The organism is Oceanibaculum sp. (assembly GCF_022449305.1).
In the GTDB taxonomy this organism is placed as follows: Bacteria; Pseudomonadota; Alphaproteobacteria; order Oceanibaculales; family Oceanibaculaceae; genus Oceanibaculum; species Oceanibaculum indicum.
This window is the reverse complement of record NZ_JAKUSO010000056.1, coordinates 1-24195: the sequence shown is the minus strand read 5'-3', so window position 1 is coordinate 24195 and position 24195 is coordinate 1. Positions and strand designations below refer to the sequence as shown.

The window sequence follows — 24195 nt, the reverse complement described above, 5'->3', positions numbered from 1 at the left end:
AGATCAGCTTGAGCGTGTCATAGTCGATGAATTCGTGAAGGATCATGGTCTTTACTCCGCCGGTGCCGGAACGGGAGAGAGTGTGGGACGGCGCTGCATGCCCTCGGCATCCAGCGGGCCGTCAGGCTGCGGTCCCTTGCGGATGTACTTCACCAGCAGCATCACCTCGACCACCGCGAGCACGGAATAGAACAGGACGAACCCTGCCAGCGTGAACAGTACCTGCCCGATGCCGAGCTGCGAGACCGCATAGGCGGTCGGCAGCATGCCCTCAATCACCCAGGGCTGGCGGCCATATTCGGCGACGAACCAGCCGAGTTCGGCGGCAACCCAGGGCAAGGGTATCGAATAGACCGCAACCCACAGCAGCCAGCGCCGTCTTTCCAGCTGATGCTTGGTGGCGAGATAGAAGAAGGTCGCCGTCAGCAGGATGAAGAAAAAGCCCAGCCCGACCATGATGCGGAACGACCAGAACAGCGGGAACACCGCCGGCACCGTATCCCAGGCGGCCTGTTCGATCTGCTCCGGTGTCGCCGCCGCCGGATCATCGACATAGCGTTTCAGCAGATAGGCATAGCCGAGATTGCGGCCATTCTCCTCGAACTGCGCGGCAATCGCCGGATGTGTCTCGCCCGGCGGGTTGCTGCGGATCTCGTTCAGCGCGGTATAGGCCAGGATACCGCTGCGCACGCGGCGTTCGGATTCCTGCACCAGCTCCTCGATGCCCGGCACCTCGCGGGTGAGCGACCGGGTGGAGATCAGGCCCAGCACATAGGGCACATGGATCGCGTAATGTGTTTCGCGCGCTTCCTGGTCCGGGAAGCCGATGATGGTGAAACCCGCCGGCGCCGGCTCGGTCCGCCACATCCCTTCCATCGCCGCAAGCTTCATGCGCTGGTGCTGGGTGGCGGCATAACCGCTCTCGTCGCCCAGCACCACGACACTCAGCGCCGAGGCGAGGCCAAAGCTGGCCGCCACCGCCATCGACCGCCTGGCCAGTGCCACATGCCGGCCCTGCAGCAAATAGAGCGCGCTGACGCCCAGCACAAATATCGAGGCTGTGACATAGCCGGCGGAGACGGTGTGCACGAACTTCGCCTGCGCGACCTCGTTGAACAGCACCTCGTAGAAGCTGACGATCTCCATCCGCATGGTCTCGGGATTGAAGGCAGCACCCACCGGATTCTGCATCCAGCCATTGGCGATCAGAATCCACAGCGCCGAGAAATTGGAGCCGATGGCCACTGCCCAGGTGGACATCAGGTGCTGTCGCTTCGACAGCTTTTCCCAGCCGAAGAAGAACAGCCCGACGAAGGTCGCCTCTAGGAAGAAGGCCATCAGCCCTTCGATGGCCAGCGGGGCGCCGAACACATCGCCGACATAATGGCTGAAATAGCTCCAGTTCATGCCGAACTGAAACTCCATGGTGATACCGGTTGCCACGCCGAGCACGAAATTGATGCCGAACAGGGTGCCCCAGAACTTCGTCATCTGCCGCCAGATCGGCCGGTCCGTCATGACATAGACGGTTTCCATGATGGCGAGGAGGATCGACAGACCGATCGTCAGCGGGACGAACAGGAAATGGTACATCGCTGTCATGGCGAACTGCAGGCGAGACAGCGCAACGATATCAAATTCCATGGCGGACCTATCTGTGTAGCTTTGCAGATTACATGGACGATTTTTCCCTGAAAGCCCATGCGACCGTTTCGCCCTGGGACATTTTGTCCTGACCGGTCAGCGTCCTGTCAGCTTGCCATATCGAGACGCAGGAGACGACCGGCTTTGGCTGCCTCCTCCGGGCGGTGGGTTGCCAGCAGCACGATCCTGCCGGCCGCCGCCGCAAGGATATCGTCCAGAACGGCGGCTGCCATTGGCCGGCCCAGCCCTTCGGTCGGCTCGTCCAGCAGCCAGATCGACGGGTCGGTCAGGATCAGCCGGGCCAGCGCCAGCCGGCGCCGTTCGCCGCCGGAAAGGCCACTGCCTTCATCCCCCAGCACGGTTTCCAGCCCTTGCGGCAGGCGCCGCACCGCCGTTTCCAGCCCGGCGCGGCGCAGCGCATCCCAGAGTGCCGACTCATCGGCCTCCGGGCTGGCAAGCCGCAGATTGCCGGCAATGGAATCGCGGAACAGCTCGGTGCGCTGTCCCAGAAGCCCGACCGTCCGCCGTAAATCCGGCTCCACGAGGCTGCCGAGCGGCTGCCCGCCGATCAGAATTCGCCCGGCGCTCGGCGCATGCATGCCGGCGACCAGCCCCAGCAGCGTCGATTTCCCCGACCCGCTGGGGCCAACCAGCGCCACGATCTCGCCGGGGCGAATGTCCGCCGTGATGCCCTCCAGCACCGGGCGGCGGTCGGGCGCGTAGCGGAACGCCAGCCCTTCGAGCCGCAGCGAACCTTCCGGTACCCGGCCGGACGATACCGGCTGCTGGTCACCCTCCCTCGTATAGGGTTCGACGCGCCGGGCCGCCAGGATGGTACGCCCCAGTTCGAGCAGGCCGCGCCGCAACAGGCCGAGTGCCTCTGTCGCGCCCAGCACCAGCAACAGGATCATCGCCAGCAACGCACCATCGATCACGCCATCGCGCAGCAGCACGGCACCGCGCCACAGGGCGAAGGCCAGCGCCGACTGCCCGGCGACGAACAGGCTGGCCCCCGCCAGACTCTCCCGCCGGCTGATATCCAGCGCGGCCGATTCGGCCATGGCGTGCGCTTTGGCGATGCCGTCCCGCTGCGCCGCCAGCCTGCCGGCCATCGCCAGCTCCACCTGTCCGCGCGACAGATCGACCGTGCGCAGGCGCAAGGCCCGCTCGCCCGCGTTCAGACGGCGCGCGGCACGCCGGGTCGCATAGCCCTGCAGCGCAGGCAACAGGATGCCAGCCAGGCCCAGCAAGACACCGACCCCCAGCGCCAGCCACAGGTCGAACATCAACAGCAGCCCGACCAAGGCGACAATAACTGTCAGCGCGGTCAGCAGCGGCACGGCAAGGCGCAGATAGAGCGCGTCCAGCAAATCGATATCGCCGGTCAGCCGCTGCAGGAAATCGCCACCCCGTATCTGCGCCAGCTGGGCAAAGTCCCGTGACAGGAGATTGGCAAACACGGTCACCCGCAAATTCGCCAGGAAGCGGAGTGTCGCCTTATGCGTCGCCAGCCGCTCGCCATAGCGCCCGGCGGTGCGCAGGATGGCGAGAAAGCGGATGCCGGCGCTGGGGCTGAAGAAGTTGAAGGCGAGGCCCAGCCCCGCCGCCCCGGCCAGCGCGGTGGCGGCGATGAACCAGCCGGCCAGCGCCAGCAGGCCGATACCGGCGACAAGGCTGACGATGGCCAGCGCGAGGCCGATCAGGAACCACAGCCGGTCCTTGCGCCAGAACAGCCCCAATATCGCGCGCAGCGCCCTCACGGATACAGCCTCACGATCCGGTCGCAGCGCGCGGCCAGCGCCTCGTCATGGGTGGCAAGGATCAGCGTGCGCCCCTCGGCCAGCCGGAACAGCCCGTCCGCAACAGCCTCGGCGGTTTCCGCATCCAGATGCGCCGTCGGCTCATCGGCCAGGATAATGTCCGCCCCGCGCAGCGCAGCACGGGCGACTGCCAGCCTTTGCCCCTCCCCGCCGGAGATGCCCTGCCCGGCTTCTCCCAGCAAGGTGGCATCTCCACGCGGCAGCCGCGCCACCACAGACTCGGCCGAGGCAAGCTGCAAGGCGTCAGCGATCTCTACCGGAGAGCGGTCCGGATGCCCCAGCGTCAGGTTCCGGCGCAGGCTGCCATGCAGGAAGTAAGGCCGCTGCCCGACCCAGGCCAGCCGCGCCCGCCAACCATCGGCGGTCTCGTCGGTCAGCGCCTGCCCGGCGACCTCCACGCTCCCGGCATCGGCGCGCAGCAATCCGGCGATGAGTGCCAGAATCGTGGACTTGCCCGACCCGCTGGGCCCGACCAGCGCCAGCTTTTCGCCGGACGGGATATCAAGGTCGAGCCCTGCCAGCACCGGGCGGGTGCCGTCATAGCCGAATCGCGCACCGGTCAGACGGATGCGTGCCGGACCGTTCAGGGGCACCGCCGCCGCGCCCTCACCCAGCAGCGCCGGCCCGTCTGATTCCAGGATGCCGGCAATCGCCTTGCCGGCGGCCTCGGCGGTGGCGCGGTCGTGATAGCTGGCCGCGAATTCCCGCATCGGCAGGAAGAAATCCGGTGCCAGCAGCAGGATGAACAGGCCCTCGGCCAGCGTCAGCGGCGCATCATAGGCGCCGAACTGCAGATAGCCCAGCAGGCTGAAGCCGACATAGACCGCGACCAGCGCGACGCCGACGGCGGCAAACAGCTCCAGCACCGCCGAGGACAGGAAGGCCAGCCGCAGCACCCGCATGGTGCCGATGCGTAAGGCCTGCGCGGCCTGCTCCAGACGGGCAAGCGCCTGACCGCCCGCCCCCAGCAGACGGATTGTGGTCAGCCCCTGCAGCCGGTCCAGCAGATAGGCATTCATCGTACCCAGTTCGGAGAGCTGCCGCTCGCTGGCGATCCGCACCCGCTGGCCGATCAACGCCATGAAGATCGGAATCAGTGGCCCCGCCAGAAGCAAGGCGATAGACGCCGCCCAGGACACCGGCAGCACCGCCAGCGCGATGATGGCCGGCACTAGCATCACCTTCAGCCGGGAGGGCTGATAGCGCGTCAGCCAGGGACCGAGCGCCGCCACATGGTCGGTCAGCGTCGCGGCGGCCTGGCCCGTCGCCACGCGGCCGGTATCGAACGGCGATTGCCGTGCCAGCGCGCTGGCCAGTGCGTCGCGCAGCCGGCCCTGCACCCGCAGCGAAGAGCGATCCGCCAGCCGCGTGGCCTGCATGACCAGCAGGCCGCGCAGCAGGGCGATGGCCAGAAAGCCGGCCAGATAGAGGGGCAGATCATCCGTCCCGTCGGTGGCGAAGACCAGCCCGTCAATCGCCATGGCAAGCAGGGCCGCCGCCGGAATCCACAGCAGGGCCGCCAGCACCTCCATCCGGGCTGCCCGGCGGGCGCCGGCTCCTTCCGCCCCGACGAGTTGATCCAGATGGGTGCGCTTCAGCCTGTCGCTCATGCCCTTGTTATAGCGGAGTTGCCGCCATCGGAAAGGGCGCGAGGCTTATAGCCGCAGCATCAGCCCTTCCGGTGTCGCCGCATAGCCGGTCAGCGTGCGTTCGGCATGGGTCAGCCGCCAGTTCAGCATGCGCTGGGCATAATCCCGCACGGCCGCCGCATGAGCCGGGTCCTCGGCGAGGTTGTGGAACTGGCCGGGATCGTTCTGGAGGTCGAACAGCAGCGGCGGAAGCGCCGCGAAATGCACATATTTCCAGCTTTCGTCCTGCACCACGGCCAGCGCGCACTGGTCCATGGTCAGGCCCAGCGGTTCCTCCGGCTTGGAATAGAAGACGTTGCGGAAATCGAACTCGTAATGCACCTCGCGCCGCCAGGTGTCCGGCGCGCCGCCATCGCGGAGGAAGGGCAGCAACGAGTGGCCGTCGCAGGCGCGCGGGCAGTCCTGGCCGATCCACTCCAGCACCGTCGGCATCAGATCGACCGATTCGGTGAACTGCCGGACAATCTGGCCGCGCGTGCCATTGGCGCTGGCATCCGGGTCGCGCACGATCATCGGGATGTGGAAGCTGCCATCGAAATAGCCGAGCTTGCCCAGCAGGTGATGGTCGCCCAGCTGCTCGCCATGGTCGCAGGTCAGGATGATCAGCGTATCGTCCCACTGGCCGCTGTCCTTCAGATGCTGGAACACCCGGCCGAGATGGACGTCGATCTCCTCCATCAGCCCGTAATAGCTGGCGCGCATCTGCCGCAGCTCGCCCTCGTCCATGTCCGCCCCAAGCCCCTCGCCATTCTCGAAGAAGCTCTTGCGCTTCACGCTTTCCAGATAGAAGCGCAGCATCGGGTGCTGCTTCGCCTCCTCCTCCACGCTGGCGGCGCGGACCGGCGGTGGGCAGTCGACGGGGTCGAACATGTTATGATAGGGCGCTGGCGCCGCGAAGGGCGGATGCGGGCGCCAATAGCCCAGATGCAGGAACCAGGGCTTGTTGTTGGCGCCACGGATATAGTCGAGGCCGCGGTCGGTGAACCACACCGTGTCCGACAGCTCCGCCGGAATACGGCTGGGCTTGCGGGTGGCGCCGATCTCGCCCGGCGCCAGATCCTGCGGCAGCCAGATATCCCAGGGATTGTCAGGCAGCTTGTAGCCGTTCGCCGCCACCCAGGAGAAATAGGCCTCCATCTTCAGCCCCCAGGAGCCTACCGGACGCCAGCCATCCATCAGGTCGCCCAGCACCTTGAAGCGCGGATCTTCCGCCGCGGCCTCGCGCGGGTCCGGCGTGGTGGTGGTGTAGCCGACGATGGCCGGGTCATAGCCCTTCTTGCGCGCCTCCTTGGCAACGTTGGTGTGGCGCGCATCCAGCGGGATGGTGTTCTGCACCGCCCGGTGGTTCATCATGTACAGGCCGGTCAGCAGGCTGGCCCGCGCCGGTCCGCAGGGCACGGCCTGGGTATAGTGGCGGGCGAAGGTCACCCCCTCCGCCGCCAGTGCCGCGATGTTCGGGGTCTTGATGAGGGGATGGCCCAGCATTGGCAGGGTGTCGCCACGCCACTGATCGACGACGATCAACAGCACATTCTTGCGCTTGCTCATGTTTGCCTCAGGTTCAACGCAGGGTCGGGTCCAGACGGTCGCGCAGCCAGTCGCCGACCATACTGATGGAGAAGGTCGTCAGGACGATCACAGCACTGGGCGCCAGCAGAATCCAGGGCGCCGATTGCAGGTACTCGCGGCCATAGCCGACCATGTTGCCCAGGCTGGTCATCGGCGGCTGCACGCCGAGGCCCAGGAAGGACAGGCCGGATTCCAGCAAGATCACCTCCGGGAAGGTCAGCGTCACGCTGACGATCAGCGTGCTGGCGATGTTCGGCAGCACATGCACGCCATAGACGCGCAGGGGCGACGCGCCGATATCGCGCACGGCGGCGGCATAGCCCTGCTCGTTGGCGGCGATGGTCAGGCCGCGCGCGATGCGGGCTGCGCGCTCCCAGCCATAGAAGCCCATCAGACAGATGAACAGCGTCAGCGTGTTGCCGAAGAAGGCCAGCACCGCCAGCGCGATGATCATGAAGGGCATGGAGGCCTGGAAGTCGATCAGCGTCAGCACCACCTGCTCCACCCAGCCCCGGAAATGCGCGGCGAGGAAGCCCAGCAGCACGCCGAGTGTGGCGGAGATGATGGTGCTGGCAAAGGCGATCAGCAGGCTGATGCGGATCGAGACGATCAGCCGGGACAGCACGTCGCGGCCCAGCTCGTCAGTGCCCAGCGGATGTGCCCATGTGCCGCCCATGAACACCGGCGGCGCCAACCGCGCTTTCAGGTCCAGCGCGCTGAAGGTATAGGGCGCCAGCACATCGGCCAGCAGCGCCACCGCCAGCATGGCGACGATCCAGGCGCCGCCAAACAGCACCAGCGGCGGATAGGCCTCCAGAAAGCGGGACAGCTTGCCGCGCTCGGCCGGTGCCACCTCGGCGGCGGGCGACGTGGTTTCGATGCTTGCCATGATCAGCCTCCCGCCTTCACGGTGCGGCCTGAGCGCAGGCGCGGGTCGATCCAGCCATACAGCGCATCGACGATCAGGTTCGAGGTCACCATGCAGGCCGCGACCAGCAGCAGGATCGCCTGCACCACGGCAAGGTCGCGGTTGGCGACGGCGGAGACCAGCAGCCGCCCGACACCGGGCCAGGAGAACACGCTCTCCACCACCACGGCGCCGGCGATCAGGCTACCGACCATGAAGCCGACGATGGTGACGGTCGGGATCGCCGCGTTCGGCAGCGCATGGCCGGTGACCACCAGTCGCCACACCAGCCCCTTGGCCGATGCCGTGCGGATATAGGGCTGGCCCAGCACCTCCAGCATCGCCGAGCGGGTGAAGCGCGCCAGCACCGCCGCACCGCCCATGCCCAGCGTCACTGCCGGCAGGATGGCGTGCATCGGGCTGGTATAGCCGCCGCTGGGCAGCCAGCCGAGATTGACCGCGAAGATCAGCACCAGCACCAGCCCCAGCACGAAGCTGGGCACGGTATAGCCGGCGACCGACAGGCTCATCACCAGCCGGTCGATCAGCGAGTTGCGGTTCAGCGCCGCGAAGATGCCGGCGGGAATGCCGATCAGCAGCTTCAGCGCGAAGGCCGGCAGGGTGATCGCCAGCGTCGCCGGGATTCGCTCCAGCACCAGATCGATGGCCGGGCGGCCATCGCGCATCGACTGGCCGAGATTACCCTCCAGAATATTCACGAAATAGCCCAGATACTGTTTCCACAACGGGGCATCCAGCCCCCAGCCCTGGCGGAACGCCTCCAGCGCTTCAGGCGGCGCGTCGGGCGACAGGATCAGCAGGGCGGGATCGCCGGACAGGCGCAGGATGACGAAGGCGAAGCTGAGCACCAGGAAGATGGTGATCAGGGCCCGCGCCCCGCGCGAGGCGAGATAGCGCAGCATGGACCGTCTCCTTATGCCGTGCCGATGGGGGAAAGCAGGTGGCAGGCCGCCTTGCGCCCGCCGCCGATATCGGCCAGGCGCGGCGTGATCTCCCGGCAGGCGGAGGTCGCATACGGGCAGCGCGGATGAAAGGCGCAGCCCGACGGCACATTGACCGGATTGGGCGGGTCGCCTTCCAGCACGATGCGCTGGTAGCCCTCGCGCCGCCAGGGCGACGGGATCGCCGAGACCAGCGCCTGGGTGTAGGGATGCGCGGGCTCCTGAAAAAGCACCTCGGGATCGCCCTGCTCCACGATGCGGCCCAGATACATCACCGCCACCTCGTGGCTGACCTGTCGCACCACCTTCAGATCGTGGCTGATGAACAGGAAGGCGACGTTGAACCGCTCCTGCAGGTCGAGCAGCAGATTGATGACCTGCGCCTGGATCGAGACGTCCAGCGCCGAGATCGGCTCGTCACAGACCAGCAGGCTGGGCTCCAGAATCAGCGCCCGGGCCAGCACCACGCGCTGGCGCTGCCCGCCAGACAGCTCGTGTGGGAAGCGCTCGAACAGATGCGGCGTCAGACCGACGGCGGCCATCAGCTCACGCGCCTTCTCGCGCCGCTCCGCCGGGGTGCCGATCTTGAACACGGTCAGCGGCTCCATCACCTGCGCCGCTACCGGCAGCCGCCGGTCCAGCGCGCCCAGCGGGTCCTGATAGACCATCTGCATGCGCTGGCGCAGCGCGCGCCATTGTTTGTTCCGCTTCGCCGGCACCTGCCCGCCCTCGAACCGCACCGCGCCGGATGTGGCCGGCAGCAGCCCCAGCACCAGCTTTGCCGTTGTGGACTTGCCGCAGCCGGATTCGCCGACAACGCCGAGCGTGCGCCCTGATTCCACGGAGAAGGAGACGCCATCCACCGCCTTCAGCGTGGCTGGCTTGCCAAACATCCCGCCCAGCCCCTCGCCCGGCACACGCACCGGGAAATGGCGGGTCAGGTTTTCGACGGTCAGAAGATCGCTCATAGGCTGTCCACCTTCAGGCAGGCGACCTGGTGGGTCTTTTCGATGAAACCGAGGCCCGGCACCTCGGCGCCGCAGCCTTCGTCGGCATGGGCGCAGCGCGGACGGAAGCTGCATCCCGTGGGCAGCTTGTCCGGTTCCGGCACGGTGCCGGGAATCGCCTCCAGCCGACGCTGCGGCGCATCGAGATCGGGCAGTGCCGCCAGCAAGCCCCGCGTATAGGGATGGCCGGGACTGGCGAAGAGCTGCTTCGTCGGTGCCGCCTCGACGACACGACCGGCATACATCACCATGACGCGCTCGCAGATATCGGCAATGACGCCCAGATCGTGCGAGATCAGCGCCAGCGCCATGCCGCTGTCACGGCGGATTTCGCGCAGCAGGTCCAGAATCTGCGCCTGAATGGTGGCGTCCAGCGCCGTGGTCGGTTCGTCCGCAACGAGCAGGTCCGGCTCGCCGGCCAGCGCCATGGCGATCATCACGCGCTGGTTCATGCCACCGGACAGTTCATGCGGATAGGCGTTCAGCCGCTGGCCTGCATTGGGGATATGGACCCGGTCCAGCAGACGAACGGCCTCCGCCTTCGCGGCCTGTCCGCTCAGCCCGCGATGCAGTGCCAGCGCCTCGGTGAGCTGCTGGCCGATGCGATGCACCGGGTTGAGCGAGGATGCCGGGTCCTGAAAGATCATGGCGATGCGCTTGCCGCGGATGCGCGCCATCGCCCGGTCGGAGAAATCGGTAATCGGCGTGCCGCCTAGCGACACCGTGCCGCCGATCCTTGCCTTCTTGCCCAACAGCCGCAGCACCGCCAGCCAGGTGACCGACTTGCCGCAACCGGATTCGCCGACAATGCCGATGGCCTCACCGGGGCGGACCTCAAGATCGATGCCGTGCAGCACCGGCACATGGCGCTTGCCATCATCGAAGGCAACGGTCAGGCCGGCAATGCGCACCAGCGGATCGCCGCCTGTCGTCGTTCCGGCCGGTCGCGCCGCGACGGCGGCCGGGGTCATGCCCCGCACCGCCGCCGCGCCGCCATTCGGCCCGACGAAGTCGAGCGTACTCATCACGCTTACTTCTTGTAGCGGATATTGTCCGCCCGGAAGTCCATCGCGAAGGTCGGCGACCATTTCCACTCAATGTCCTTGCGCTTGCCGTAGAACACGACATTGCGGTGCAGGACGGTGTAGGCCGGGTCCTCGCGCTCGGCGATTTCCAGCATGCGGCGGAAGGCCTTGCGGCGCTCATCGTGGTTGGTCGAGGTTTCCAGCACGCCCGAGAGCTTGTTGAACTCCTCATTGGTCCATTCGCCGACCTGCTGCTGCTGGCCGTTCGGGCCGTGCTGGTTGACGATGGAGCTGACCGGATCGCTGAACGGGGCGGAATTCGACCAGTCGCGGATCGCGCGCGGCTCGTTGCGGTCGAAGATCTGCTGCCAGTTCTCCTTCATCTGGATCTCGACATTGAGACCCACGGAGCGCCACATCTCGGTCAGGATCTGCGCCGTCTGCACCTGGTTGGTGTAGTAGTTGTTAGTGACGCGGAACGGGATCGGCTCGCCCTTGTAGCCGCTCTCCTTCACCAGCTTCTTGGCCAGTTCCGGATTATATTCCGGCACCGACCAGTCGGCATGGAACATATCGGCGTAATATTCCCACTGCAGGCCCTTCGGCACGCTGGTGCGGCCGCCCCACAGCGCCTCGACGATGGCCTGGCGGTCCATGGCGTGGGTCAGCGCCTGGCGGATGCGCGGATCGGCCAGCTGCGGATGGTTCTTGTCGAACACGATCAGCCGGTGGTTCAGCACCGGGCCGCCGACAACCTCGAACTTGTCGTTCGCCTCAATGGTCGCGATCTGGTCCGGCGGGATGTCGCTGGCGAAATCATACTCGCCCGACAGCAGGCCGTTCACCCGGCCCGGCACTTCCGGCACCACGGTGTAGCGCACTTCCTTCACGGTCGGCTTGCCGTTGAAGTAGGCATCGTGCGCTTCCAGCACCAGCACGTTGTCCGGGCGGAACTCCTTGATCTTGAACGGGCCGGCGCTGACCGGGTTGCGCGCCCAGCTCATCCAGTCCTTGGCTTCCAGGAAGGCGCGCTTGGAGATGATCTGCGAGCCCATGCGCGCGAGGCGGCCTTCCATGGTGACGTCCGGCACCGCATTCACGAAACGCACGGTGTACTTGTCCACCACCTCGACCCGCTCCAGCGACGGCCACAGGCGGCGCGCAATGGCCGGCACTTCCGGCGGCAGTTCCGGCCCGGCCTGGGTGTTGGTGGTGGTGAACAGCGTCTTGCTGTCATCGGACTTGATGGTCTTGTCATCCTGGCCGGCGCGGCGCGGCGGCTTGTCGCCGAACATGCGCTCCTTGCCGAAGCTGAAGGCCACATCCTCGGCCGTCACCTCGTCGCCATTGTGGAAGGTGGCACCCTGGCGCAGCTTCAGCTCGACCGTCTTGTCGTCGATGCGCTTCCAGGATTCGGCGAGGCCCGGCACCGGCGCCAGATCACCCTGGCGGTCCAGATCGATCAGCGGCGAAAAGATCATCGGGAAGATGCGCGCGCCGACATTGGACTGTTCGCGCAGCGGCGTCAGTGCGCCGGAATTCACCACCTGCTGCACGGCAACGCGCACCACCGGGCGGTCATCGGCGCGGGCGGTGCCGGGCGCCATCAGCGCGGCGACGGAAAGGGTCGTGGTCAGCGACAGGCCCAGCGCAAGCGCGGCCCGTCGGCTGAGAAAGGGGAACTGCATGATGCCCTCCAGCCTTGAAAAGGATCGGCGCGCCTGAATGGCGTGCCTTGGGCACCATGGCCGCTGTTGATTAAGCTCGCATGTCGGTCGGGTGTTGGTTTCGTGACATTTCAAAGGGTTATGGATGAATTTGTGGAGTCATCCGCAAACTGCGCATTGCAGGACAAATTGCACATAAGACCGGGACGGAATGTAGAGCGCAGTACCCACCATAGGGGTAGCCTTGCCTTACCGGATTTGGGAGGTGAGGCATGGACAAGAATGTCTTATTGGAGCAACTGCACAGCGCCATCGGGAATTCCCCGGCCTATCAGCAACGGCTGACGGCGGCAGCGAGCGAAGCAGAGGCGGTTGCGATATTGCTGGAAATCGCCCGTGCGGAAGCCATCGCGCTGGCGCCAGCCGATATCCAGCAGCAACTGGCTGCAGCCAGTCAGCAAAATGCCGGGCTGACGGACGAAGAACTCGCCAGGATCAGCGGTGGCCACGCCGGCACATACAGGGACAGGCCGGCCTGGAGTTCCTACCTGCCCAACCTGTTTCCGGATCAGTATCCGAGATAGGAAATAAGACAGCCCGGTCGAGGTGGGTAGCAGAGGCATGCGGGAGATGGGAAGATTTACGCAATCATTCCACCACAAGGCCAATAGCACTTCGCGCTAGACGCTATAGCGCAAATTTCTAGGGGTGTGGGGTCAATACCCGGCTGAGGAGCGTCCCGATCGGCACCATCTTCGGGATCGTCCGGCGGACCAGCGCGCCCAGTACCGGCTCCAGCGCTGCCCGCAACGCCGCTGGAGCCCGCAGGTCGGGCAGCGGCGCCGACGCGGCACGGTCGGACGTCTCGATCCGCCAGCGCGTCAGCATACCCGCCTCGTGCAAGGGCTGCAGGATCCGTTCGATATGGGCGAGCATATCCGGCCAGTGCGACAGGTGGACGTAGAGGCTGGCGACCGGCGCGCCCTCCTCGCCGGTATCGCCGAACAGGTTCAGCCGATGAATGCTGTGCTGAAGCGAGTCGGGCAGCGTCGCAAACGCCGGCAGGGCCGGAATGGAGATGGCTGTAGTTGCATCCGTGCGGCTTGTGGTTTCCCGCAAAGGCGGCCAATCCATGCGACCTGGCGTCAGCCCCAGCAGCGCGCTGAAGGCGACGAGGTTTCGTGCGTTGTTGGCGTTGTAGGTGGCGATAACCGCACGAACCGTCGGCAGTTCCGGGAGCAGCACCGCCGGCAGGGCGGGCGCCGATACGTTTGACGGTTCCTGAACGATTAACGCCAGCGGCGCGGCATGATGCGCGATCCGGCCATCCAGATAGGCGGGGCGGAGCAGCTGCCAGCTCTGCCGCAGCACCTCCTCGCCTTCGCCTGCCAGACGGCGATAGACCAGATTGACCACCGGCGTATCCAGAACCTGCCGGATGTCGTCATAGACCGCCCGTACGGCAGCAGGCGCGGCCGCATCATCGGCGATTTCGCGGATCATTGAGATGCCCCTTCCCTGATCCAGCTGGGCTTCATCCTAAAGGTTTTAAGGACAGGCAAGCCAGGTGACGAGGGACTTAGTTAAATGAACACACAAAGTCGCACGCTCATACGAAGCGGATTTGAGCAACCCAACGCGCAAAAATGACTGCCCGTGAGTTCCCACACGAGTCGCTAAGCTGTTGAAATATATAGAGCAAAAAGAGATGGCGTCCCCACGGGGATTCGAACCCTGACCGATATCAAGTCATTGAGCCTTATAACATATTGATAAATATGCTTGTCGTTCCCACACGCAGTTCCCACAATAGTTCCCACAAACTGAATTCGGAAGGGTGAATTTGGGGCATGGGGCGGCACGACTATCTGCAGCAGAAAAAGGGCAACTACTACTTCCGGCGTCGGGTGCCAAAGGAGCTGGTCGAGCTTGTCGGCCGAGTCGAATGGTACAGGGCGCTGGGCACTTCGGATCGAGAAATAGCCCGGCTTGCTGCGAAGGCGCTGGAAGCTGAAACAGACGACGAGATGAAGCGCGCCTATCGCGCTTTGTCGGGTCGGCCCTTGTCGACCAGCGAAACCTCGGCTGCCGCGACCAGGGTTTCACGGCAGGCAGAGGCCTATCTGCGTCAGTTCGCCGACGGGATTGACGGATCCGATCAAGACTTCAGGAAGCGTCATGGCACTTTCGACCGGGCCGCGGCGACGCACAACGACCTGTCGGCGCTGCTCAAACAGATTGGCGATGCGCCGGCCAAGCCGGATCCGGACTGGGAGCGCGAGAAAGCGCGGACGCAACTGGCTGACTTGCTGACGTGCCTCGATGCCGACGACTATCGGCTGGTCGAGCCCTATGCGGATGAGGCCTTTCGGGAGGCCGGGCTGGCGCGGATTGTTACCGTGCCGGAAAACGACAATGCGCCGCATGAAGGCCAGATCGAGTTGCTGGACATCAACCGCGAGCGGTCCGACTACCGCGCCCTGGCGCGCACCATCATGCTCCGGGAAATCAAGGCGCTGAAGCGCCACCTGCGCGATATCACGGACGCCGAGCTGGGGCAGTTGGCATCAGCGGGCGACGCGCCCGCTTCGCTATCCCCTGCCCCCGTTATTCCGATTTCTGCTGACCTGGCGCCCGATTCATCGAAGCGGCCTTCGCAGCTGCTTGACCGTTTCAGGCATGATAGCCGGGAGAGACGAGGCGAATCCGCGCTGACCAGTTTCGCGACCGCCATCGGCTATCTTGAGCAGGTCACCGAAGACAAGGCAATCGCTGCGATTACCCGGAACGATGTCGTCGAATGGTATGCGCTCGTCAGCCAGTGCCCGCAGAAATACCGCACGCGGCTGAAGGTCGAGACGATGCGGGAGGCCATCCGGAAGAACGAGACGGCGAAGATTCAGGTGAATACGCCTGCCACGGTGCAGAAATACGTCTCCCACCTGCGGACCTTCTTTGACTGGGCCCGCCGGCTGAACCTGGTTTCGGCCAACCCGGTCGCCGACCTGACGGTGGAACGCAAATCCAAGAGCAGAGCGACGCCCAGCAAGACGCTGTCGGCGGACATGTTGAAGGCGATCTTCAGCAGCGACCTGTATAGCGACCGGGCGAACCGGCATAGCTACCGGTTCTGGGTGCCCCTGCTCGCCTTGTTCACCGGCGCGCGCATGGGCGAGATCTGCGGCCTTGAGCGCAGCCAGGTGAAGATCGATGGCCAGCGCAAGTGGATCGACATTCACAGCAGCAAGACCGGCAAGCAATATCCGGTGCCTATCCATCCGGAACTGGAGCGTATCGGTTTCCTGGCCTTCGTGAAAAAGGCGAAAGGCGGGAAGCTGCTTCCGGACGCGCCGGTCGGTGCTGAAGGCCGCAATCCCTATGCGCCGGTGTCGCAGTGGTTCGGGCGCTTTCTGCAGAGCCTGAATCTGAAACGGCCGGGCCTGAGCATGCATGCGTTCCGACACACCTTCATCACCGCCTGTCGGAACAGCGGCATTCCCGAAGATATCAGGAGAGCTTTCGTCGGTCACAGCGGGGGCACGGTCCATGATGGTTACGGTGATGCCGTGGGCATCGCAATCAGAACAGAAGCGATGAACAAGCTGCGGTTCGACGGGCTCGATCTATCCCATCTGCATCTAAAGTAAGCCCCTAGTAATTTGATTTTCTTTCCTTTTCTCGACGACAATGAACGTCATCGCGAACTGGGAGGGCTGACGGGAATGCTTGGAATTGCGCGCGCTGTCGCCAGCGAGATATTCAACCTTGAGTCAGGACGGCTGCATGCGCACGACACCCGCCAGCGTGTTGCAGTCGGCGATGCCGATGGCGGCGTGGCCCAGCGCTGCGGCGCGGGCCACCAGCTGCGCCAGCGCTGTCTCCTCGGCCTCCCGCTGGCCGTCATCGAGGGCAACCTGCGCCGGAGGCAGCGCCTGCGTCAGCGATGCTTCCAGCAGCATGGCCTCGATGCCGAAGCCAGGATCGATCCGCTCCAGCTTCTCGGCGAACAGGCGCAGCAGATGCCGGCGGTCGCGGCTCGGCCGTGCGGTGCCGATCTCGATCCGCTGAACGCCGCCATCGACGATGAAGACCGAGAAGCCGCAGCGCCGCAGGCCCTGGCCGGCGCGGTCGAGATCGCCCAGCAACAGCTCCAGCAGATGCTCCAGCCCCCGGTCTATATCGGCACGCGTGGCGATGGGCTCGGCACAGGCCAGATGCCGCCGGAAGGGCGAGGATGGATGCAGCGGCGCGATGGGCTCCGCCTCGCGCCCCAGCAGCAGATCGAGCCGCCTTGTCAGCGTCTCCCCGAACCGGGCAGCCAATGGTGCGCGTGGCAGGGCCAGCAGATCGCCGATGCGGCGCAGCCCCATGCGCATCAGCTCGCCCGTCAGCGCATCGGGCAGGCGCAGCCCGGTGACCGGCAGCGGTGCCACCGCCGTGCGGGACGATCCTTCCGGCAGCACGCCGCCCGGCCCGGCATGCGACCAGGCCCAGGCCGATGCCGGCGTATCGGCCAGCGCCGCCCGCACAGTGAGTCCGAAGCCCTGCAGCCGCTGCGTCAGCCCGGCCAGCAGCGCCACCTCGCCGCCGAACAGATGGGCGCAGCCGGTGATATCGAGCAGCATCCCGTCAGAACCGTCCCTGGCGACGATAGGCGTATAGCGGGTGCACCAGCGGGCCAGCCGCTCCAGCGCCCCGGCATCGGCGCGCGGATCGGATTCGCGCACTTGCAGGCTGGGCAGCAGGGCACGGGCATCAGCGATGGGTAGGCCGGGGGCAATCCCCTCCGCCGCCGCACGCGCATCGACCGCCACCACGCGCAAGCCGCCCTGCGCCCGCCCGATGCGCTGGCAGGCGATCAGCGCCAGCGGGCGGGCCTGGTCCGGCGATCCTGCATCAGACGGCCTGCGCCAATGCTCGGCCGGCCAGTGCGGGAACCACAAAGAAACCCAGCGCCGCATTCTCCCACTCCAGCATCCAGGAACCGGGCTTTCCGCCCCGGCAGCGCAGCAGCTCCACCTGCCAGCGCGGGCGATGGACACCCGCCGGTGACGACGCCGCAGCCACCCGCCAGCGGGTCAGCGCTGCCGAGCGCGCCGGGGCCGGCCCGTGCGAGACCAGTAGCGCCGTCACGCCCGAGGCTTCCGCCGCCAGCTGCAGCCGGCGTGAGGCGGTAAGGTCCGGCGCCACCCCCTCGACGAGCGCCACGGACAGCGCCCCGCAGCGCAGCGCCTCCTCCAGCGCCCAGAGCAGTGCCGCTGCCGACTCGGCCTCTGCCAGGATCAGCCGGTCAGGGGCAATCCCGTAGTGTGCCAGCCCCGGCCCATAGGGCAGCCCCGCCTCCTGCCGGTCGCGGCGCAACCGCAGCCAGAGCAGCCGCCCCTCCCGCCCCGCACAGCGCGTTGCCAGTCCGGCGGCGAAGCCAGACACCGACGCCTCACCGGCCAGACCCTCCAGCTGGTGCACGCCGCCGCGCGCCAGCCCGCCCCAGGGCAGCGCCGCATCCAGCGCCGGATCCCCCAGCTTCACCGCCGACCGCTCCGTCACGGCACTGCCCCGTTCCAGCGCGCGGAGGCGACTGCGCAGGGCGGACAGGTCGGCAGCAGCGGCAGGCATGGTGCGGACGAAAGCTCAATTGTTCATGAAATGTTCCATTTCTGACTTTGCACCGGCAGGCGGCGGAGTCAAGGGGGCAACCTACACAGATGGCGAACCATTAAGCGCCTGTATTTCGCCTCCTTGAGAAATCAGTAATCGCTTACCACATGCGGTGGGCAGAATTAATCAATCGGCAGTACAAAAAATGCCCATTTCAACCAGCTGGTCCTGCGTCGCGCTACACCCATTGGGCCACGAAATCCTTGCCGAACTCGAGCTACCGCCGCCAAACAAGCACCTGGAGGGGGTGCTCCACGAGTGTGTCAAAACCCACATGCCCTACCCAGCCCAAGGAGAGAAACTCGTAATCCTTTACGAGCGATGCTCAAGAGGAAGAAAGCTGGATAAGAAAAGCGGCGTTCACGCAAAGATGGGCCCCTCATTCGAGAAAATGAAAGAAAGAGGAATGCGTCCCGTCATCGTGATCGCTGAGAACGGCAGCGGGATGGCGGACAGAAAGGAACGCGAACGTGAAGGGTTGGCTACCGTGGTCGAGATCGCAAAAGCCACTGGGCTGACTGTGGTCGTCTGGGGATATGACCGTCTAACACGAAACCCTGAAACCATTGGCTGGCTGCTTGGTCACCATATACGTTACCGCAGCCTTACAGAGCCCGGCAGTGTGGATAGCGTCTTGGTCGTCGCCTCCATGAAGGCCCGCAAAGAAGGTCTTCATTTGCGCGAAATGGGACGAAAAGGCCAGGAAGCGCTGGTCGCCAGTGGCAAGGACCATATCCGCTTGGGCAACTTGGAGAAGGGTCGGGGAAAGGGCCACGAAACCCGTGCAGATCGTCAACGCCAAGACGCTCTCGATTGCGGCCCGGACATGGAACGCGCCATTCGCGCCCTTCTCGACGAAACGCCAATAGGGAAGGCCGTCTCCCTTGGCCGCATTGCTGAATGGCTGAATAATCATGGCCACAAGACCGGCACTAATGGCCGATATAGCACCGAGCAGGTTCGGCGCTACATGAAGCATCTGCCTCGCCTCAAAGCCTTGCGTTCTTGGGAGTTGGTGGAGGAGCCCGTTACATCGACGCGGAGACACAGCGCTGATTCTTCGGTTGCTGCTCCAGCCGGGTCGTCAGCGGCGGCTCGCAGGTGCGCCTCTCCCGATCCCAAATCTCCGCGAAAGCTGCCCCGGCACCGGAAGCGGCCCAAGCTCATCTCCCTCGATGCGGGTCTGGATTGCTGGCGCGTGCCGCAATCCCATTATCTTGGCGGTGAAGAATGCGCCGATGATGCTCCGCCATCGGCGATAGAGGTCAGTCCCAGCTTTGAAACTGGCTCTGCGCCTGCTGACACGGAGCGGTTATCCCCCTCCCCCACCTCTATCGATATTTCCGGCGCGAAGGATAGGCCGGAGAAACCGGCGCCCGCTTCAGCTCCCCGCGCATCTTCATCGAAAGTCCTGGATGTGATCCGGCGCGCGCGTGAATCCGAATGGGAGCTTTGCGAATATCCCTCCGGCACCTGGTCACCTGGCCCCGGCAGCTATCGTCGGAAGCGGCCGCCTCCCGCAAGCAAAAAAGCTCTGTAAGCGTCACTGGCGGGCGTTAGAGTTTTTGCTATGCGTGACAGCAAAAATCACCCAGAGCCCGCCAGCGAGCATCTGCGTGCGATACAGGGGCATTTCATGCTGCCCATCGAACCCCGGACTCAGAAAAACCCCTTTAAATCAATGCGATAGTCGGATTTTGCGATAAGCGCTTTTTATTGCCCCCCAGGCGCGGCGCCACCCTCGTCGATTAAATACGCGTATGCGTATAAACATGCAATATACGCAAGCTCGTATATTGATTCGTTATACGCTCTTGCGTATATTGCGTATGGAGGTGCTCATGACCGACCAGATCGCCCGAAACGAAAAACAGCTCGGCGCCATCCTACGCCGTACCCGCAAACAGGCCGGCCTGACGCAAGGCGCGCTCGGCGACCATATCCACCTGCGTCAAGGCACCGTCTCCCGCCTTGAGGCTGGTGAGCCCGCCGTGCAACTGCGCACGCTGATGGCCGCGCTCTCCGCTCTCGACCTCGAACTCGTCGTCCGCCGCCGAAGCAAGGCGAGCGCTGCCGATATCGAGGATATATTCTGATGACGCGCCGTCGGGCCTACACCCCGCTCAATGTTTTCCTGAACAGCCGCCTCGTCGGAAGTCTGCGCCGCGAATCCACCGGGGCCATCGATTTCCAGTACGCCAAAGACTGGCTCGCCTGGGAGAACACGTTCCCGATCTCCCTCTCCCTACCCTTACGCGAGGACCGCTACATCGGCGCGCCGGTCATCAACGTCTTCGACAATCTGCTTCCTGACAGCGACGCCATCCGCAAGCGCGTCGCCGAGCGCGTCGGCGCCGGCGGCACGGATGCCTATAGCCTGCTGGCCGCCCTTGGCCATGACTGCGTTGGCGCATTGCAATTCCTCCCCGACGGCGCCAATCCGGGCAAAGCCGGCGCCAGCGACGGCAAATCGGTCACCGACGACGATATCGCCGCCATCATCAGCAATCTCGCCGCCGCCCCGCTCGGCATGGGCGAGGATGAGGATTTCCGCATCTCGATCGCCGGCGCGCAGGAAAAGACAGCCTTGCTGCGCAATGACGGGCATTGGTTCAAACCTGCTGGCACCAGCGCCACCACCCACATCCTCAAGCCGCAGATCGGCCAGCTGCCAAACGGAATCGATCTCTCGAACAGCGTTGAGAACGAGTATCTCTGCCTCAAGCTGCTCGCCGCCCTCGGCGTGCCGGCCGCCCATACCGAGATTGCTGAGTTCGGCGGACGCCGCACCCTTATCATAGAGCGTTTCGACCGCCGCTGGACGAAGGACGGTCGCTTGCTGCGCCTGCCGCAGGAAGATATCTGCCAGGCGCTCTCCGTGCCGCCCACGCGGAAATACCAGTCCGAAGGCGGCCCCGGCATGCGCGACATCATCCAACTTCTGAAAGGCAGCGATACGCCGGAACAGGACATCGCCACCTTCATGCGCGCCTGCATCCTGTTCTGGATGCTGGGCGCCACCGACGGCCACGCAAAGAATTTCAGTATCACGCTCGGCCCCGGCGGACGTTTCCATCTGACGCCGCTCTATGACGTGCTGACCGCACAGCCCAGCCTTGATGCCGGGCAGATCCAGCAGAAGAAATTCAAGCTCGCCATGTCCGTCGGCAAGAACCGTCACTATCTGGTCGACAACATCATGCCGCGCCACTTCCTGCAGACCGCCGAACTGGCAGGCGTCGGCATGCCGCTGATGCGTACCCTCTTCGAGGAGATTGCCGATACCGCAGTCGGACTGATCGATTCGGTCATGGCGTCACTGCCGCCCGGTTTTCCGGAACAGCTGATCGCGTCGGTCAGCCAGGCGATCCGACAGCGGACCAAGCTTGTTGCGGATGCCAAGCTATAGGCACCGGCACATGGAAACCCGGTCCGCGTGAGCCCGCTTCGCCAACCCCACCTGACATCTCAATATACAAAACGCTCTGTGAGCGTCGCTGGCGGGCGTTAGGGTTTTTGCTATGCGTGACAGCAGAAATCGCCCAGAGCCCGCCAGTGAGCGTCTGTGTGCGATACAGGGGCATTTCATGCCACCCATCGAGTTTCGAATACAAAAAATCTCTTTAAATCAAGGCGATAGTCGCGTTTTGCAATAAGTGCGTTGCTACCGATGGCGGCGTTTAGATGCAGCGGTTGCCCACAGCGCCCCCTCTCCACGGGCTTGCGGTTGGGCCTCCCGCCCCGGACAATGGAGGCTAAGGCCGGCGCTTCGACAGACCGGCTGCATCGGGAGGAGAACGATCATGCAGCATGATGCGGCGCTTGTGGCCCGCGTGGCGGACCAGCTCGAGCGGGACGGCTATGCCGTGATGGAAGGTGTCATGCCCGCCGACATGCTGGAGACCTATCGCCAGCGGATCGACGCGCTGATGGCAGACGAGCGGAAGCGCCCCTATGCGCCGGAGGATGGCACCACCAGCGCCGAGGATGAGGCCATCGCCGATTATTACCGCCGCCACTACACGGTCAGCGAGGCGGAGATCGGGCGCATCCTGGCGCGGGTGCGCCATGACCGCCGGCGCGATCTCGATACCGGCTGGCCGGTCCCCTACCCCAAGATCGCCAAATCCTTCATCCACCTGCCGACGATGTTCGATCAGGACCGCTCGCAGCGAGTCTGGCAAATCCCCAACAAGGCGCCGGAGCTGATTGGCGCTGCCGAGCATCCACAGGTCCTTGCGGTCGCGCGCCAGCTGATGGGCGAGGACTGCACCCTGCACGATTATCAGGCGACCAGCATCGGTCCCGGCACCGTTGGTGGCTCCTGGCATGTCGATGCACCGCTGGGCCAGATCCCCGAGCCGCTGCCGGAGTTCGCGCTCACCCTGCAGACGGTATGGCTGCTGGACGACTTCACCGAGCATAATGGAGCGACCCGAGTCGTACCCGGCAGCCACAGGAGCCGGCGCTCCCCGCCCTGGTCCAGCGATCCGCTGCCGGACGAGGTGGCGCTGACCGCCCCCGCCGGTTCCGTCGCGTTGTGGCTGTCCAACACCTGGCACCGCTCCGGCCCGAACAACACTGACCGGCCGCGCCGGGCGCTCATCATCAACTACAACCGCTCCTGGGTGCGCGGCTTCACCGATTTCACGGCGACGCTTGACCCGGAAGCGGCGAAGCGCTTCTCGCCGACAGCACGCTATCTGCTGGGCTATGGCGCCCGCGCCCCGGAGCGCCGCTAGGCTAAAAAAACTCTGAAAATGCCGTGACATCGCGGCAGGCCGCTTGAATTTCGGTAAGCTATTGGTTACAATTCGACCATGCCCTCATAAAGTGGCGAAGGGGCCGCTCCCGGGGATCGCATCACCTGCACCTACCTGTGCATGTGACATATCTGACATTCAAATCTCACGCCCGCCGGGACGAAGACCGGCAGCATGAGCGCGTCAGACGCGACCGGAAAATCAGTGGCTCTGGTGCCCGCCGGATACGGCAACGTATGAAAGAGGGCCCTTAAAGATGGAGGCGGGTTCGCCACGCCTCCTCCTGCTTGCGGTTGGCGGCCTGCCGCAAACAGGGCTCCAGGAGTAGCAGTCCTGGTAACCGTGTGCGCCTCGCGAGGGCGCGGGATTCGCAGTTGAAGACCCAGTAATGGACACCGCTGGGTTGTCGCAGGTAGAGCGGCTAGGCTGTTGGCCATACTCCAATGGATGGCTCGGAGAAAATCTCCCTGGCGGGACGGAACGGGCAAAGCACATGTTTGCATGCGCTTTAGCTTGTTCTGTCGCCGCCGGGGGGATTAGCTCCTGCTGGATGGCCTCACAGAGTCAGAGCGAGCCGAGAGAGCGAGCTAAACCTGCTACCGTTGGAGAAACGTCTAGGATTGAACCAAAACTTGAAAACAAGGCTTAAAGGGCGGTCCAGGCGAAGATAAACCTCTCTCCCCTCACCGGCTGACGTTTCCGCCGCGATTCAGAAGCTCAACCTCGTCCTTCATCCGCCATTTGTGCAGAAGCTGGCGTAGCTCCTGCTCTCTGTCCGCGTCCAGGCGCGGATTCTGAAACTCCGTCTCCTCCCGGACCACCTCCAGAAGCCGACGCTCATTATCGGTGATGATCTGACCATAGATTTCCGCGATCACCGCGATCAGCTCCGGCTCATATTCCTTCATCGCCCGGAAGAAGAGCCACTTCGGATCGACTTCCAGAACCTTGGCCAGCGCCGGGATCCTATTGAACGGCACCTTCGTCGTGCCTTTCTTGAACATGCTGATGACGTTGGCGTTGTCATACCCCAAGGCCACTGCGATTTTCTTTCTGGGCTTTCCGGAAAGGTCCATCAGCCGCTCCAGATCCTCGGCGAAACGCTGCTTGGCTTCTCTATCCGACATCAAATGCTCCGTAAGCGGTGTTCTGGCCCCACCTCCCGGCGGGCTGGCAGGCATGCGATGCTACCTGGATTGATATCTGTGCGGGAGTTTCTCCATGGACGCTCCAATGGAGCTTCTCACAAGTGGCGGGAGGCGTCGTCGCAATCGTCAGTGGCCGGATGAGGTGAAGGCGCAGATTGTTGCCGAGACGCTTCGGCCTGGGGCGAGCGTGGTTGAAGTGGCGCAGCGGCATGGTCTGAATGCCAACCATGTTTCCTCGTGGCGGACACTTGCCCGGCAGGGGAAGCTGGTGCTGCCGGCACCGGAGGATCCGTTTGAGTTTGCGGCACTGATGGTCGCTCCGGTTGCTGAGGCGGTAACGACAGCGGCGCCGGTGCCGTCGGCAGGGCCGGAGATC

General features: G+C 64.7%; 20 protein-coding genes. 7 read left to right on the top strand and 13 right to left on the bottom strand.

Annotation, left to right across the window (positions count from 1 at the left end; genetic code table 11):
- Positions 1 to 51: 51 nt before the first annotated feature.
- From MK313_RS14500 to MK313_RS14460, 9 genes are all read right to left on the bottom strand, one after another.
- A complete protein-coding gene (locus MK313_RS14500; protein WP_287782465.1) occupies positions 52 to 1644 on the bottom strand; it encodes a cytochrome ubiquinol oxidase subunit I in 1593 nt (530 codons plus the stop codon).
- Between the two features lie 107 nt (positions 1645 to 1751).
- Positions 1752 to 3404, bottom strand: a complete 1653-nt coding sequence (gene cydC / locus MK313_RS14495) for a thiol reductant ABC exporter subunit CydC (RefSeq protein WP_287782463.1) — start codon at positions 3402 to 3404, stop codon at positions 1752 to 1754.
- Positions 3401 to 5074, bottom strand: a complete 1674-nt coding sequence (cydD, locus tag MK313_RS14490; protein WP_287782461.1) for a thiol reductant ABC exporter subunit CydD — start codon at positions 5072 to 5074, stop codon at positions 3401 to 3403. The genes cydC and cydD overlap by 4 nt, the downstream gene beginning before the upstream one ends.
- Before the next feature lie 45 nt (positions 5075 to 5119).
- Positions 5120 to 6661 (bottom strand): phosphoric/sulfuric ester hydrolase PehA, encoded by a 1542-nt coding sequence (gene pehA, locus MK313_RS14485; protein ID WP_287782459.1) that lies wholly within the window; start codon positions 6659 to 6661, stop codon positions 5120 to 5122.
- A 13-nt stretch (positions 6662 to 6674) separates the two neighbouring features.
- Entirely contained in the window at positions 6675 to 7571 is an 897-nt protein-coding gene (locus MK313_RS14480; RefSeq protein WP_287782457.1) for an ABC transporter permease, read from the bottom strand.
- A 2-nt stretch (positions 7572 to 7573) separates the two neighbouring features.
- Positions 7574 to 8512 carry an ABC transporter permease gene (locus MK313_RS14475; RefSeq protein WP_008945290.1) on the bottom strand — a complete coding sequence of 313 codons (939 nt, stop codon included), beginning with the start codon at positions 8510 to 8512 and terminating at the stop codon, positions 7574 to 7576.
- A gap of 11 nt (positions 8513 to 8523) precedes the next feature.
- Positions 8524 to 9519, bottom strand: coding sequence for an ABC transporter ATP-binding protein (locus MK313_RS14470; RefSeq protein WP_287782455.1), 996 nt, complete (start codon positions 9517 to 9519; stop codon positions 8524 to 8526).
- Positions 9516 to 10583: an ABC transporter ATP-binding protein gene (locus tag MK313_RS14465; RefSeq protein WP_287782453.1), complete on the bottom strand. Its 1068-nt coding sequence runs from the start codon at positions 10581 to 10583 to the stop codon at positions 9516 to 9518. The genes MK313_RS14470 and MK313_RS14465 overlap by 4 nt, the downstream gene beginning before the upstream one ends.
- A 5-nt stretch (positions 10584 to 10588) precedes the next feature.
- Positions 10589 to 12271, bottom strand: coding sequence for an ABC transporter substrate-binding protein (locus MK313_RS14460; RefSeq protein ID WP_287782451.1), 1683 nt, complete (start codon positions 12269 to 12271; stop codon positions 10589 to 10591).
- A gap of 251 nt (positions 12272 to 12522) precedes the next feature.
- Here MK313_RS14460 and MK313_RS14455 point away from each other — a divergent pair, with 251 nt between their 5' ends.
- Positions 12523 to 12834 carry a hypothetical protein gene (locus MK313_RS14455; protein ID WP_287782449.1) on the top strand — a complete coding sequence of 104 codons (312 nt, stop codon included), beginning with the start codon at positions 12523 to 12525 and terminating at the stop codon, positions 12832 to 12834.
- A gap of 118 nt (positions 12835 to 12952) precedes the next feature.
- Here the strand turns inward: MK313_RS14455 and MK313_RS14450 are convergent, their stop codons facing one another.
- Positions 12953 to 13753, bottom strand: a complete 801-nt coding sequence (locus MK313_RS14450; RefSeq protein ID WP_287782447.1) for a hypothetical protein — start codon at positions 13751 to 13753, stop codon at positions 12953 to 12955.
- Between the two features lie 347 nt (positions 13754 to 14100).
- On the opposite strand from MK313_RS14450, the gene MK313_RS14445 reads away from it, so the two are divergent.
- Positions 14101 to 15897 carry a DUF6538 domain-containing protein gene (locus MK313_RS14445; protein WP_287782445.1) on the top strand — a complete coding sequence of 599 codons (1797 nt, stop codon included), beginning with the start codon at positions 14101 to 14103 and terminating at the stop codon, positions 15895 to 15897.
- Between the two features lie 123 nt (positions 15898 to 16020).
- Here MK313_RS14445 and MK313_RS14440 read toward each other — a convergent pair whose 3' ends face one another.
- Positions 16021 to 17211 (bottom strand): Y-family DNA polymerase, encoded by a 1191-nt coding sequence (locus MK313_RS14440; protein ID WP_287782444.1) that lies wholly within the window; start codon positions 17209 to 17211, stop codon positions 16021 to 16023.
- Positions 17147 to 17866, bottom strand: a complete 720-nt coding sequence (locus MK313_RS14435) for an ImuA family protein (protein WP_287782442.1) — start codon at positions 17864 to 17866, stop codon at positions 17147 to 17149. The genes MK313_RS14440 and MK313_RS14435 overlap by 65 nt, the downstream gene beginning before the upstream one ends.
- Before the next feature lie 187 nt (positions 17867 to 18053).
- On the opposite strand from MK313_RS14435, the gene MK313_RS14430 reads away from it, so the two are divergent.
- The 4 genes from MK313_RS14430 (at position 18054) to MK313_RS14415 (ending at position 22650) form a co-directional block, all read left to right on the top strand.
- Positions 18054 to 19448, top strand: a complete 1395-nt coding sequence (locus MK313_RS14430; protein WP_287782441.1) for a recombinase family protein — start codon at positions 18054 to 18056, stop codon at positions 19446 to 19448.
- A gap of 301 nt (positions 19449 to 19749) precedes the next feature.
- Positions 19750 to 20004 (top strand): helix-turn-helix domain-containing protein, encoded by a 255-nt coding sequence (locus tag MK313_RS14425; RefSeq protein WP_287782439.1) that lies wholly within the window; start codon positions 19750 to 19752, stop codon positions 20002 to 20004.
- Positions 20004 to 21317 (top strand): type II toxin-antitoxin system HipA family toxin, encoded by a 1314-nt coding sequence (locus tag MK313_RS14420; protein ID WP_287782437.1) that lies wholly within the window; start codon positions 20004 to 20006, stop codon positions 21315 to 21317. The genes MK313_RS14425 and MK313_RS14420 overlap by 1 nt, the downstream gene beginning before the upstream one ends.
- A gap of 394 nt (positions 21318 to 21711) precedes the next feature.
- Entirely contained in the window at positions 21712 to 22650 is a 939-nt protein-coding gene (locus MK313_RS14415; RefSeq protein ID WP_287782435.1) for a phytanoyl-CoA dioxygenase family protein, read from the top strand.
- Between the two features lie 704 nt (positions 22651 to 23354).
- On the opposite strand, the gene MK313_RS14410 is transcribed toward MK313_RS14415, so the two are convergent.
- Complete coding sequence (locus MK313_RS14410) at positions 23355 to 23798, bottom strand: hypothetical protein (protein WP_287782434.1); 444 nt, start codon at positions 23796 to 23798, stop codon at positions 23355 to 23357.
- Positions 23799 to 23892: 94 nt separating this feature from the next.
- Between MK313_RS14410 and MK313_RS14405 the strand changes: the two genes are divergently transcribed.
- The coding region (locus MK313_RS14405) for a transposase (RefSeq protein WP_287782432.1) at positions 23893 to 24195 on the top strand (303 nt) is incomplete at its 3' end.